Below are 11,637 nucleotides of genomic sequence, written 5' to 3' on the forward strand. Positions count from 1 at the left end.
GCGTCGGGAAGATGCGATGACCTCGGTCCCGAGAGCGGCCGGGGAACATCACCTGCGCCAAGGCTGAGGTGATCCTCCCCGCTCGCGCGCGCCGTCGTCGCGTCCTGGCAGTGCGGACGCCGCCCGGGCAAGTCATGATCGAGCAGGGGTGGCGTCCCGGCGCGCGGTGCGACGGCTCCGCCACCTGAGGAGGGGCGGACGAGCGGGGGCATGACCACATCCACCACGGCACGGCCGGAGGCGGCACCCAGGCTGTCGAGGCCGAGGGTGCTCTCCTACGCGCTCGGCGATGTGGCGAACAACCTGTCCTTCCTGATGACCTCGACGTTCCTCATGGTCTACATGACGGACATCGCCGGTATCCCTGCCGCCGCGGCAGGCACGATCTACGCCGTCACGAAGGTGTGGGCCGGCGTGACGGACCTTCTCGCCGGCAGCACGGTGGACAGGGCGAACACCCGCTGGGGCAGGCTCCGTCCGTGGATCCTGTGGGGCAGCACGCCGCTCGCGATCGTGTTCGTGCTGCTGTTCAGCGCACCCGCGAACCTCACCGTGACCCAGGCGATCGCCTGGGTGTTCCTGTTCGACGCGCTCTTCCAGCTCGTCTACTCCTTCGTGAACATCCCCTACGGCTCGCTCGCGGCCGCGATGACGCAGGACTCGGTGGACCGCTCACGGCTCTCCGGTGCGCGCTCGATCGCCTCCGCGGTCACCGGGGTGGTGCTGTCCGCCGTCGTCTCGCCTCAGTTCCAGGACACCGCCGCCGACGGCGTCCGCCTGCGGTTCACCCTCACGGCTGCGGCGCTCGGCGTGATCGCGGTGGTGCTCTACCTGCTCTGCTTCCGCAACACGCGCGAGGTGGTGCCGCGCAGTCCCGGCAAGGTCAAGCTCGCGCGGACCCTGTCGATGGTCCGGCACAACAAGCCTCTCCTCGTGCTGTGCGCCGGCGCGTTCTTCCTCCTCGGCGCGATGTTCACCATGAGTGCCGTGGGCATGTACTACGCCCGCGACGTGCTCGGCAACGCCGGGTACTTCACGTTCCTGATGCTCGGGCAGACGGTGGGGACCGTCCTCGCTGCCTCGCTGGTCCCGACCATCACCGTGCGCCTCGGCAAGCGAGGGGGATACGTCACGATGGCGGGCGTGGCCGTGCTCGGGTACGTGCTCGTCTTCCTCGTGCCCGCCGGCGGCCAGGCGCTGCTCATCGCGATCATCGCGTGGTTCATCTTCGGCGTCGGCTCCGGCGGCTCGAACGCGCTGATGTTCTCGATGCAGGCCGACACGGTCGACTACGGCGAGTGGCGCACCGGCGTGCGCTCCGAGGGCGGCAGCTACTCCGTCCTCTCCTTCGTGCGCAAGTCGGGCCAGGGGCTCGGGGGAGCGATCGGCGCCGCGGTCATCGGCGCCTTCGGCTACGTGGCTGCCGCGCCGACCCAGACCGCGGACGCGGTCCTCGGCATCCGGGTCGCCACCGGTGCGGTGCCGGCGGTGCTGGGTGTCGTCGCGGCCCTGATCATGCTCCTCTATCCGCTCACCACGCAGCAGCACCGCGAGCTCGTCGCCGAGCTCACCGAACGGCGGACCCAGGGCGTGGCGGCGACGACCGGCGGCGGGGCGGTGCCGGCGGACGCGCAGCTGGGGGACGGCCGCACCACGATCGTCACATCGCGCGGTATCCGACCGGTCGTCACCTTCTTCGGGGAGTACGGCTCCGGGGCGACCACCATCGCCGCGAGGGTGGCCGAGCGGCTCGACGTGCCGTTCGTGGGGCAGGCCATGAGCTCCGCGCAGGTCGCGGCCACCGCCCCGGCCGGACTGAGGTCGGCCGGGGCCTGGGAGCGTTTCGTGCGCAGCGTCGCGTACACCGCGACGAACGACACGGACCTGGCTCGAGGGGCCGAGGCGACCTCCGACTACGCCATGGTCGTGGAGAACACCCGGAGCGTCATCGACTCTCTGCGCGACGGCGGCGTGCTGGTCGGCCGCAACGGCACCGTGATCCTGGGCAAGGCGGTCGGCGCCCTGCACATCCGCCTCACGGCGCCGACGGAGCTCAGGGTCTCGCGCGTCGCGGCCGACGTCGGAGTGGCGCCAGAGCGTGCGCGCGAGCTGGTGGCGCACGAGGACGAGATCCGTGCGGAGATCTCCCGGCGGCTCTACGGCTGGGACCCGGACGACGAGGAGCACTACGACCTCGTCATCAACACCGGCACGTTCACCTACGGGCACGTGGTGGACCTCATCATCGAGGCCTACCGGCACAAGTACCCGGCCTGATGCCGCGACACAGCGCGCTGCTCCTACCCAGCCCGCTGCTGCCATCCAGCCCGCTGCCTTCTCCTGACCCCAGCACGCTGCATCGCACCAAGAGACCGGGGGAGATCACCCTGGTCGTGGTGATCTTCCCCGCTCCCGCTCCCGGTCCCGGTCTCGGGCGGCGGTCCCGTCGGGGTCAGAACCCCCAGCTGTTGACCGGCGCGACCGGCCACCCGAACGCGGTCGCCGTCGGTGCGAGGCGACCGGGGGTGCGCTCCTCGACGCGTCCCGCCGCGGCGAGCGCCGCGAGTGACGTCCCGCCGAGGTAGGCCGATGCGAGGTCGGCGACGTCGAGGACCAGGTCGGCCGCGTCGGGCGTGGGCTCGGCGGTGGCACCCTCCGGGCCCCCGCGCAGGTGCCAGCGTCCGGCGTTGGCGGGGACGAGCTCGTCACGCACCTCGAGCACGACGTCGACAGGCGCCTGGTACCGGCGCGCGCTCAGGGCGGCAGGGACGTCGAGCAGCCGGATCCAGACGTCGTCCAAGATCCGCACCTTGGCGCCGCGCAGGTCGGTCAGCAGGTGCAGCAGGGCGTCGTCCACCGGCAGGGCCGCCGTCTCGACGCTCGCCATGAGGTCGAGGTCGGTCAGCGTTCCCCACAGCGCCCGCGCCGCGGGCGCGTCCAGCGCCACGGACTCACGCAGCTTCACGATGCCCTCCGGCACGCCCGCGTCGGACCACTTGCCCTGCCGCCGGAAGAGGGCGTAGCCGCGCGGTTCGCCGTCGAGGGTGCGGACCAGGGCGACGCTGACCCTCTCGGCGTCCCGCCGTGCCGACGGCCAGTCCAGCAGGTGGCCGGCACGCAGCGCCTCGGTGTCGCGGTGGATCCAGCCCGGACGGTCCACAGCCGTGTGGACCCGCTGGATCGCCTCGCCGTGCCGGGCGGGGTCGAGCCGGTCGAGCTCGACGACGAGCTCGTCGGCGCCGGGCACGTCCCGCAGCTGCGCACCGCGGCCCACGGTCAGCCTGGCGTGCTGGGTGGCCACGCCGTAGCCGTACCGGCCGTAGATGCCGGTCTCGGCCGCGTAGAGGGCGGAGAGCACCTCGCCACGCTCGATCGAGCGGGCCAGGTGGGTGGTGAGCATCGCGCGGGCCAGGCCGCGCCGACGGTGCCCGGGGTGGACGCCCACCCAGGTCAGCCCGGCGGTGGGCAGCCGTTCCCCGCCGGGCACGGGAAGGGTGAAGGCGAAGGAGGAGTGCACCGCGGCCAGCCGGGGCGCACCGGCGTCGCGCTCGTCCCAGACCCCGACGGTGCGGCCGGGCTCGAGCTCCCACACGGCGACGGCGTCGTCCTCCGGCGTGAGCTCGAAGGCGAAGGCCCACTTGTCGAGCTCGATGGTCGCCGCACGGTCCGCGACGTCGTCGAGCTCGGCGATCCGGTAACCGGCGGGGACCGCCGTCGGCGTGACTGTCGAGGTGGTGCGGTGCAGGGTCGTCATGCGCCCAGCGTCGCAGGTGGGCGCCCCGCGCGGCGACGGATTATCGACTGCCGGGCGACGGGGACCACGAGACGTTTGCCGTGCGACGAGCGTCCCGTGCCGTCGGTCCCGTGCCGTCGGTGCGCGCCGAGAACGCCTGACACGTCCCGCGCGCTGCCGGCCCGTCGCGCCGCCACGGGAGGCGGTGACGGACTATCGCGCCACGGGACGGGCGGTGACGGACTATCGCGCCACGGGACGGGCGGTGACGGACTATCGCGCCACGGGACGGGCGGTGACGGCGGCGAGGGCCACCGCCAGCGGCACCAGGACCACGACGGCGAGGGGCAGCACCCCCAGCAGCCAGGTCGAGGCACCGACCAGGACGCCCTGGGCGAGCCAGCGCGTGAGGTCCCGCGAGCTGTCGCGCTCGGCGACCGCACGGGCGCGGGCGTGCTCGCCCGCCTCGCCGGGGGTGAGCAGGAGCCGACGCCAGGTCCGGGACCGGACGACGTCGGCCACCGCACCGCACAGCAGCCAGGCGGAGCCGGCCACCAGCGCGCCGGACCAGCCGCCACCGAGTGCGGCGACGGCGAGCGCGACGAGCGGGGCCAGACCGGCCGAGACCAGGGCCGCGAGCACGAGGGCCCGGGCGTCCGACGTCCGGGCCCGCCCCACCCCGACGGCGGCGACGGCGACCGCGGTGACCAGCAGCCACCCGAGGACAGCGACGCCGAGGGCGCCGAACGCACGACCCGGGCCGGCGATCGTCACGCCGACCACGGCCGTGACGACGGCGAGACCGCCCGCCACGGCGAGCATGCGCAACGCCCGCGTGCGCGCCCGGTCGGCGGACCGGGTCACCAGGGCCCTGACGTCCAGGTGCTCGTGGGGGACGGAGTCGTCGCAGTGCTCGCAGCGGGTGGAGTGCTGCGGGGTCTCGGTGGTGTGCATGCTCATGGTGCTTGCGATCATAGGCGGGTGGACGAAGAACGGACGGAGCTCGCGGAGCTCGTGCTCGACGTCGCCGACCAGGTCCCGCCGGGTCTGGCGACCACCTACGGGCTGGTCGCGGAGGCCGTGCGTGCGCTCACGGGGCACGGACATCCCCGGCACGTGGGCTCGGTGATGGCCGCGTACGGCGCCGAGGTCCCCTGGTGGCGGGTGGTGCGCGCGGACGGCACGCTCCCGCGCCAGCTGCGGGGCCGGGCGCTGGAGCACTACCGCGCCGAGGGCACGCCCCTGAGCCTGCTCGTGCCCGTGCGGGTGGACCTGGAGCGGGCGCTGTGGGACGCGCCGGCCCGCTGGCACGCGCCGGCGACGACGGGGGAGACGCATGCCTGAGGGGCACACCGTCCACCGGCTCGGCTACGCGTTCGCGGAGCTGTTCGGCGGGACGCAGCTGCAGGTCAGCTCGCCGCAGGGGCGGTTCGCGGCAGGTGCGGCGCTTCTGGACGGGCGCGTGCTCGCCGCGACCGAGGCGCACGGCAAGCACCTGTTCCTGGGGTTCGCCGCACCGGCGGACCTCGCCGACGTCCGCTGGCTGCGGGTGCACCTGGGCCTGTACGGCTCCTGGACCTTCGACGGCGACGAGACCTTCCACGCCCCGCACGCGATCGGGGCGCCGCGCCGTCGCGTCGCCGAGGAGGAGGTCGCCGCACCGCTGCCCGCAGGAGCGGAGGAGTCCGACGCGGCGGGCACCGACGGAGGGGGCCCGCAGGCGCCGGGGTCGAACGGGGTCTGGCACCCGCCCGCGCCGCGCGGCGCGGTGCGCGTGCGCCTGCTCGGCGACAACGGCGTGGCCGATCTCACGGGCCCGACGGCGTGCGAGGTCGTCACCGCGGAGGAGAAGGACGAGGTGCACGCCCGGCTGGGTCCGGACCCGTTGCGGCCCGACGGTGACGAGGCGGCGTTCGTCGCCGGGGTGCGTGCGCGTCGCCGCGCCGTCGGGGAGCTCCTGATGGACCAGGCGGTGATCGCCGGGGTCGGCAACATCTACCGCGCCGAGGCTCTCTACCGCGCCCGCCTGCACCCGCTGCGGCTGGGCCGCGACGTCCCCGCCGCACGGCTGCGCCGCGTGTGGCAGGACCTGGCCGAGCTCATGGCCGACGGCGTGGCCACCGGCAGGATCGTGACGACCAGGCCGGAGGACCGCCAGGAGGAGGACGACCGGTGGTACGTCTACCAGCGGTCGGGCCGGCCCTGCCTGGTCTGCGGGACGAAGGTCGCCGAGGCGCTCATGCAGGGGCGCCGGCTGTTCTGGTGCCCGCGCTGCCAGCGTGCGCCGCGTCGGTCGTGATCGCTGCGCGGACGGGCGCGGCGGTAGCGAGGCCCAGGGGCTGGCCTCAGATGTAGATCGCGGGATCGGCCCACGGGTCGAGCTCGCGGGCTGCCGGGTGGGCGGGGCGCGGGCGGGCCGGCACCCCCACGGCGACGGCGCGGGGCGGCACGTCCTTCACCACCACGGCGTTGGCGCCGACCTTGGCGTCGGAGCCGATCCGCACCGGTCCCAGCACCTTCGCGCCGGCCCCGATGACCACCCGGTCCCCGACCGTGGGGTGCCGCTTCCCCCGGCTCATCGAGATCCCGCCGAGGGTGGTGCCGTGGAAGAGCACGACGTCCTCGCCCACCTCGGCGGTCTCGCCGATGACCACCCCCATGCCGTGGTCGATGAACAGCCGCCGGCCCAGCGTCGCCGCCGGGTGGATCTCGATGCCCGTCAGGGTCCGGGCAGCCTGGGAGATCAGCCGGGCCGGCAGCTTCAGCAGCGGGCTCGCGTGCCACATCCGGTGCGCGACCCGGTGGATCCACAGGGCGTGCACGCCGGGGTACGCCAGGGCGACCTCGAGCAGGGTGCGCGCCGCCGGGTCGCGGCGGCGCGCAGCCTGCAGGTCATCCAGCAGGAGCTGGCGCATCGGCACGCGGGAGTCGTGCACGTCAGTCGGCCAGGCCCTCGAACAGCAGGGTGGAGACGTAGCGCTCACCGAAGTCGGGGACGACGACGACGATCGTCTTGCCGTCGAGCTCGGGGCGCTTTGCCAGCTGTGCGGCGGCGGCGAGCGCGGCACCGGAGGAGATGCCCACGAGGAGGCCCTCCTCGGTAGCGGCGCGCCGGGCGTACTCGACGGCCGTCGCCACGTCGACGTCGACGACCTCGTCGTAGACGTCGGTGTCGAGGATCTCCGGGACGAAGTTCGCGCCCAGGCCCTGGATCTTGTGCGGTCCGGGCTTGCCGCCGTTGAGGATCGGGGACTCGGCCGGCTCGACGGCGACGACCTTGACCTCGGGCTTGCGCTCCTTGAGCAGGCGACCGGCCCCGGTGATCGTCCCGCCGGTGCCGATGCCGGAGACGAGGACGTCGACGCCGCCGTCGGTGTCGGCCCAGATCTCCTCGCCGGTGGTCTTGCGGTGGATCTCGACGTTGGCGGGGTTGGCGAACTGGCGGGCGAGGACGGCGCCCTCGCGCTCGGCGGCGATCTCGTTGGCCTTCTCGACGGCGCCCTTCATGCCGCCGGCGGGGTCGGTGAGGATGAGCTCGGCGCCGAAGGCGCGCAGCAGGGCCTTGCGCTCGTTGGACATCGACGACGGCATCGCGAGGACGACCTTGTACCCGCGCGCGGCACCGACCATGGCCAGCGCGATACCGGTGTTGCCGGACGTGGCCTCGACGATGGTGCCGCCGGCCGGTAGCTCGCCGGACGCCTCGGCGGCGTCGATGATCGCGACTCCGATGCGGTCCTTGACGGAGTTGGCGGGGTTGTAGAACTCGAGCTTGGCGAGAACTGTCGCGCCCGCGCCGTCGGTCAGCCGGTTGAGCCGGACGAGCGGGGTACGGCCGATGAGCTCGGTGACGTTGTTGTAGATCGTGGCCATGGTGGTCCTCTTCCTGGGGTGCGGCCGGACCGGGGACGCCGGCTCCGGAGGGTGGGGGTGGGTACGGCGCAGCGCGCCGTGGGTGGGGCCGGAGCGCCCGGCATGCGGGCCTCGGCCGCACGCTAGAGCCAGGCGCTCTACCGACAGAGGCAGCAGCAGACGGGCAGCACGAGGGCCGGGCGGGCAGCGGACGTGGTGCGCACTGCGGGTCCTCTCTCCTCGATGCGGCCACGGCGTCACGTCTCGATCGGGACGCGAACGTCATCGGCCTTGAAGCCTCAATCACCTTAGCGCGTGAGTCGCGTCACGCGCACCGGCGACCTAGTGCGCGGCGGTCCGGGCCCGTTCGGCGAAGGTGTTCAGCAGCGCCGCGCCGGCGGCGGCGTCGTCGACCGTGACGACGAAGCGCCGGCCCCCGCTGCGCGCGACCGAGATGGCCTCGCCGCGGCGGATGACGACGCCGGTCGCGCCGGTCACGTTCGTCCGCAGCCCCCACCCGCCGAACTCGGCGAACGGGGAGACCTCGATGACCTCGGCCCGCTCGACCTCGCTGGCCGGAACGTGCTGGCGCGGCCAGCCCATGGCGCCGCGGGCGGCGAGTCCGGTGGCATCGACGCGGACGTCCCAGACGAGCATGGTGAGGACGAGAGGCACGATCGCCAGCATGAGCAGGGCGACGAACCAGCTGTCGGTGACGAGCGCCAGCCACAGGCTGAACCCGATGTAGAGGGCGAGGGCCAGCCCGCCCCAGCGCCGCATCGAGCGGGTGGCCGTGACCCGCCGCGTCCAGACGGCGCGCTCGCCCGCACCGAGCGCGGTGCGCGGCGCGTCCCCGGGAAGGGCGGTCGTCGCCGGCAGGTCCGGGTCTCCGCCGGCCAGCGCGGCCGCCAGACCGCCCGCAACCACGGCCGCGACCGTCGTCAGGGTCATCGCGAGGTCAGGCTCGCGGGCGGCATACGGGTCGGTGAGGTCGACCTGCGCGAGCACCTGGGTGAGCAGCAGTCCGGTGAAGAAGACGGCGGAGCCGGTGGCGAGGCCCAGGACCAGGCGGCGGGTGAGCGAGGTGCGGCCGGTGACCACTGCCAGGACGGCGAGGACGACCAGGCTGATGCCGCCCAGGACCGCGTTCACCGTCACCAGCTCGCTGACCGGGCCCACCCGGTCGACGCCGTCGACGCCCCAGTGCAGCGCGACCTGCTCGGGCAGGCGCGGGAGCATCGACGCCACCAGGACCCAGCCCGTACCGGTGATCAGCACGGGGAGGATCACGCCGAGCGCCCAGGCACGGCCGCGGTGGGGGAGTGGCATACGGTCCGTCGGGGCAGTCACTGGTTCTCCTCGGGTCTGGCGATCATGGCGGCAACGGCGGTCAGCGGCAGACCGAGGGCCTCGGCCTCGCTGCGTACCTGGGCGAGAGCGTCGCCCAGTCGTTCGTAGTGCTCGGCCGCGTGCGCGGTGACGACGGCGCCCCGGCCGCGCCGCAGCTCGAGCAGGCCCTCGTCACGCAGCTGCTGGTAGGCGTGCAGCACGGTGTGCTGGTTGACGTCCAGCGACGTCGCGAGCTCGCGGGCCGACGGGAGGCGCTCGCCGCTGTGCAGCTCGCCGGCGACCACCGCGGCGCGCACCTGCCCGGCCAGCTGCTCGAACAGCGGCTGGGGCGACGTCGGGTCGATACGGAGGAGCATGACGCAGAGCGTACTTGTTCTAGCCCAACTAGAGCAAGTTGTGAGCGGCGCTTCAGCGTGGGTGCTCGACGACAGTGGTCCCTACCCGGCGCGGGCTCGCAGCGCCCGAGGTGAGCGTGGCGAGCAGCGAGACGAGGGCGTCGCCGTCGTCGGTGGCCACGGTGACCCGCACCCCGGTTGCGGCGTAGGCGACGTCCTGCACGGTCAGGCCGCGACCGTGCAGCTCGGCCTCGATGCGTCCGGCGTCGGCGTGCTCGAGGTCGACCTCCCACAGGTCGAGGCGCTCGAGCCTGACGACGGGGGCGACGTCGAGGGCGGCCTGCACGGCGTCGGAGTAGGCCCGCACCAGCCCGCCCGTGCCGAGCTTGACGCCGCCGAACCAGCGCACGACCACCGCCGCGACGTCGCTCATCCCCGACCCGCGCAGCACCTCGAGCATCGGCATCCCGGCGGTGCCGGCGGGCTCGCCGTCGTCGGAGGAACGTTCGACCGGGTTGGCGCCGGCGACGTCGACGACGAAGGCCGAGCAGTGGTGCCGGGCGTCCGGGTAGCGGGACCGGGCGTCGGCGACCAGGGCGCGGGCGGCGTCCTCGTCGTCGACGCGACGCAGCAGCGTGAGGAAGCGCGAGCGACGGACCTCGATCTCCGCGCGCACGTCGGCCCCACGGGCGAGTCGCAGGTCGGTCACACCCGTAGTATCGCCGCTCGACCGACCGGGGGTGGCGACCGGGCAACCCAGGTCTGCGCCGGTCCGTGTGGGTCGGCAACGTCACACCCGGGGTAGACTGCTCCGGTTGGCCACGCGACCCCTTCTCGTGGGAAGGTATGCGTCGGCAAGAATCCCCTCTACACACGGAAGGAGCGGCAAGGGCATGGCAGTTCCCAAGCGCAAGATGTCCCGCAGCAACACCCGCTCTCGCCGGTCCCAGTGGAAGGCCGAGCTCACCGAGCTCGTCGCCGTCCGCGTCCAGGGCCGCGAGGTCAAGGTGCCGCGGCGGCTCGCCAAGGCTTACCAGAAGGGCATGCTGGTCGAGGACTGATCCTCGCCGCGCCACTGGTGCACGCAGGCCCTCTCACTTCGGTGAGGGGGCCTTCGTCGTTCTCGGAAAGGGGCCGGTGAGGGGCCATTGTCTTCGCGTTCGCTGCCGGGCACGTCGCGGCGGCGGAAAGACCGCCGCGACGAGGAGGCAGCCGTCGGACGGCGTGCCGGACGCTGCCGGAGCGCGGGCCGCACTCCGAGAGCCGCCTGTAGGCGGGCGACGACCGCAGGTCGCCGGTCGAGGAGGTCGAGCTGGAGCGGGTGACGAGAATCGAACTCGCACCATCTGCTTGGAAGGCAGAGGCTCTACCATTGAGCTACACCCGCGCGGGCCTGAGCCGCACGAGGATTCTAACCAGAGTCGGCCGGCACCCATGACACAGGGGTTGCCCGCACCGCGGTGTGTGCGGCGGGCCGGGGGTGTCCTGGCGAAGCTGTCGCAACCCGTAGAATCCCGGTGGCGCCGCCCGTCCGGCGCGCCGGGATGTGGCGCAGCTTGGTAGCGCGTCCGCTTTGGGAGCGGAAGGTCGTCGGTTCGAATCCGTCCATCCCGACCAGTTCGCGAGGCCGGGACGGAGCTCTCGACCTCGAGGCCGTGGCCGCAGCTTCACGAGGCCGTGGCCGTGGCGGCGCTCTCGACCTCACGAGGCCGGGGCGGAGGTCCGTCTCGATGAAGCCAGGGCGGAGCTCTCCGACGGCGCCGTCGCACGGTGGTTGCCAGGATGGGTGGGTGCCACCCGTCACCCGTCTCGTCACGCTCGAGGACGTCCCGCTCCTGACGGAGCTGCTCCGGACGAACCGCGAGTTCCTCGCCCCGTGGGAGCCGGAGCGTGACGACCACTACTTCACCGTCGACGGACAACGGGCACTCGTCGAGGACGCGCTCGCGCGGTCCGCGCAGGGCGCGATGCTGCCGCACGTCATCCTCGGTCCGACCGGCGACGTCGTCGGCCGGATCACCCTCAACGGGATCGTGCGCGCCGCCTTCCAGTCCTGCAGCGTGGGGTACTGGGTCGACTCCGCCAGCAACGGACGTGGCCTGGCGACGGCGGCCGTGGGCGAGATCACCAGGGTCGCCTTCGACGAGCTCGGGCTGCACCGGGTCCAGGCCGAGACCCTGCTGCACAACCACCGGTCCCGACGGGTGCTCGAACGGAACGGGTTCGCGCAGATCGGCGTCGCCCCCGACTACCTCAAGATCGCCGGCCGGTGGCAGGACTTCGCCCTGTTCCAGCGCGTGGCACCGGGCTGACCCGGACTCCGTCCTGCCCCCGGCCGCGAGGTGCCGGTGTGCCGGCAAGGGGTGC

12 protein-coding genes and 2 tRNA genes are annotated in these 11,637 nt (G+C 73.4%); 6 read left to right on the forward strand and 8 right to left on the reverse strand.

Features of this window, described 5'->3' with window-relative positions; translation table 11 throughout:
* Positions 1–210 precede the first annotated feature (210 nt).
* Positions 211–2,277 carry a cytidylate kinase family protein gene (locus tag GD748_RS09650; RefSeq protein WP_193312902.1) on the forward strand — a complete coding sequence of 689 codons (2,067 nt, stop codon included), beginning with the start codon at positions 211–213 and terminating at the stop codon, positions 2,275–2,277.
* Between the two features lie 175 nt (positions 2,278–2,452).
* Here the strand turns inward: GD748_RS09650 and GD748_RS09655 are convergent, their stop codons facing one another.
* Both GD748_RS09655 and GD748_RS09660 read right to left on the reverse strand, forming a co-directional pair.
* A complete protein-coding gene (locus GD748_RS09655; protein WP_152194938.1) occupies positions 2,453–3,754 on the reverse strand; it encodes a GNAT family N-acetyltransferase in 1,302 nt (433 codons plus the stop codon).
* Positions 3,755–4,006: 252 nt separating this feature from the next.
* Positions 4,007–4,693 (reverse strand): hypothetical protein, encoded by a 687-nt coding sequence (locus GD748_RS09660; RefSeq protein ID WP_152194939.1) that lies wholly within the window; start codon positions 4,691–4,693, stop codon positions 4,007–4,009.
* Between the two features lie 21 nt (positions 4,694–4,714).
* Here GD748_RS09660 and GD748_RS09665 point away from each other — a divergent pair, with 21 nt between their 5' ends.
* Complete coding sequence (locus GD748_RS09665) at positions 4,715–5,077, forward strand: MGMT family protein (protein ID WP_152194940.1); 363 nt, start codon at positions 4,715–4,717, stop codon at positions 5,075–5,077.
* On the forward strand, positions 5,070–6,032 hold the full coding sequence (locus GD748_RS09670; protein WP_152194941.1) for an Fpg/Nei family DNA glycosylase: 963 nt from the start codon (positions 5,070–5,072) through the stop codon (positions 6,030–6,032). The genes GD748_RS09665 and GD748_RS09670 overlap by 8 nt, the downstream gene beginning before the upstream one ends.
* Before the next feature lie 46 nt (positions 6,033–6,078).
* On the opposite strand, the gene epsC is transcribed toward GD748_RS09670, so the two are convergent.
* The 5 genes from epsC to GD748_RS09695 all read right to left on the reverse strand — a co-directional run bounded on the left by epsC (position 6,079) and on the right by GD748_RS09695 (position 9,979).
* Positions 6,079–6,648: a serine O-acetyltransferase EpsC gene (epsC, locus tag GD748_RS09675; protein ID WP_152195094.1), complete on the reverse strand. Its 570-nt coding sequence runs from the start codon at positions 6,646–6,648 to the stop codon at positions 6,079–6,081.
* A 22-nt stretch (positions 6,649–6,670) separates the two neighbouring features.
* Entirely contained in the window at positions 6,671–7,606 is a 936-nt protein-coding gene (cysK, locus tag GD748_RS09680) for a cysteine synthase A (RefSeq protein WP_152194942.1), read from the reverse strand.
* A 321-nt stretch (positions 7,607–7,927) separates the two neighbouring features.
* Positions 7,928–8,935 carry an SdpI family protein gene (locus tag GD748_RS09685; protein ID WP_152194943.1) on the reverse strand — a complete coding sequence of 336 codons (1,008 nt, stop codon included), beginning with the start codon at positions 8,933–8,935 and terminating at the stop codon, positions 7,928–7,930.
* A complete protein-coding gene (locus GD748_RS09690) occupies positions 8,932–9,291 on the reverse strand; it encodes a GntR family transcriptional regulator (protein ID WP_152194944.1) in 360 nt (119 codons plus the stop codon). Before GD748_RS09690 ends, GD748_RS09685 begins: the two co-directional genes overlap by 4 nt.
* 52 nt (positions 9,292–9,343) lie before the next feature.
* The gene (locus tag GD748_RS09695) at positions 9,344–9,979 is read right to left on the reverse strand and encodes an IMPACT family protein (protein ID WP_226921060.1); all 636 of its coding nucleotides are present in this window, start codon (positions 9,977–9,979) and stop codon (positions 9,344–9,346) included.
* A gap of 184 nt (positions 9,980–10,163) precedes the next feature.
* Here GD748_RS09695 and rpmF point away from each other — a divergent pair, with 184 nt between their 5' ends.
* Positions 10,164–10,331, forward strand: coding sequence for a 50S ribosomal protein L32 (rpmF, locus tag GD748_RS09700; RefSeq protein ID WP_043496948.1), 168 nt, complete (start codon positions 10,164–10,166; stop codon positions 10,329–10,331).
* A gap of 252 nt (positions 10,332–10,583) precedes the next feature.
* Here rpmF and GD748_RS09705 read toward each other — a convergent pair.
* Positions 10,584–10,657, reverse strand: a tRNA-Gly gene (locus tag GD748_RS09705).
* Between the two features lie 153 nt (positions 10,658–10,810).
* Here GD748_RS09705 and GD748_RS09710 point away from each other — a divergent pair.
* A tRNA-Pro gene (locus GD748_RS09710) sits at positions 10,811–10,887 on the forward strand.
* Between the two features lie 173 nt (positions 10,888–11,060).
* Positions 11,061–11,582, forward strand: coding sequence for a GNAT family N-acetyltransferase (locus GD748_RS09715; protein WP_193312903.1), 522 nt, complete (start codon positions 11,061–11,063; stop codon positions 11,580–11,582).
* Positions 11,583–11,637 lie beyond the last annotated feature (55 nt).

This window comes from Georgenia subflava, assembly GCF_009193155.1.
Lineage (GTDB): Bacteria > Actinomycetota > Actinomycetes > Actinomycetales > Actinomycetaceae > Georgenia > Georgenia subflava.

Excerpts from the sequence above, each read along its gene's own strand:
- GD748_RS09650 (WP_193312902.1), top strand. The coding sequence starts at position 211 with ATGACCACATCCACCACGGCACGGCCGGAGGCGGCACCCAGGCTGTCG.
- GD748_RS09655 (WP_152194938.1), bottom strand. The coding sequence starts at position 3,754 with ATGACGACCCTGCACCGCACCACCTCGACAGTCACGCCGACGGCGGTC.
- GD748_RS09660 (WP_152194939.1), bottom strand. The coding sequence starts at position 4,693 with ATGAGCATGCACACCACCGAGACCCCGCAGCACTCCACCCGCTGCGAG.
- GD748_RS09670 (WP_152194941.1), top strand. The coding sequence starts at position 5,070 with ATGCCTGAGGGGCACACCGTCCACCGGCTCGGCTACGCGTTCGCGGAG.
- epsC (WP_152195094.1), bottom strand. The coding sequence starts at position 6,648 with ATGCGCCAGCTCCTGCTGGATGACCTGCAGGCTGCGCGCCGCCGCGAC.
- cysK (WP_152194942.1), bottom strand. The coding sequence starts at position 7,606 with ATGGCCACGATCTACAACAACGTCACCGAGCTCATCGGCCGTACCCCG.
- GD748_RS09690 (WP_152194944.1), bottom strand. The coding sequence starts at position 9,291 with ATGCTCCTCCGTATCGACCCGACGTCGCCCCAGCCGCTGTTCGAGCAG.
- rpmF (WP_043496948.1), top strand. The coding sequence starts at position 10,164 with ATGGCAGTTCCCAAGCGCAAGATGTCCCGCAGCAACACCCGCTCTCGC.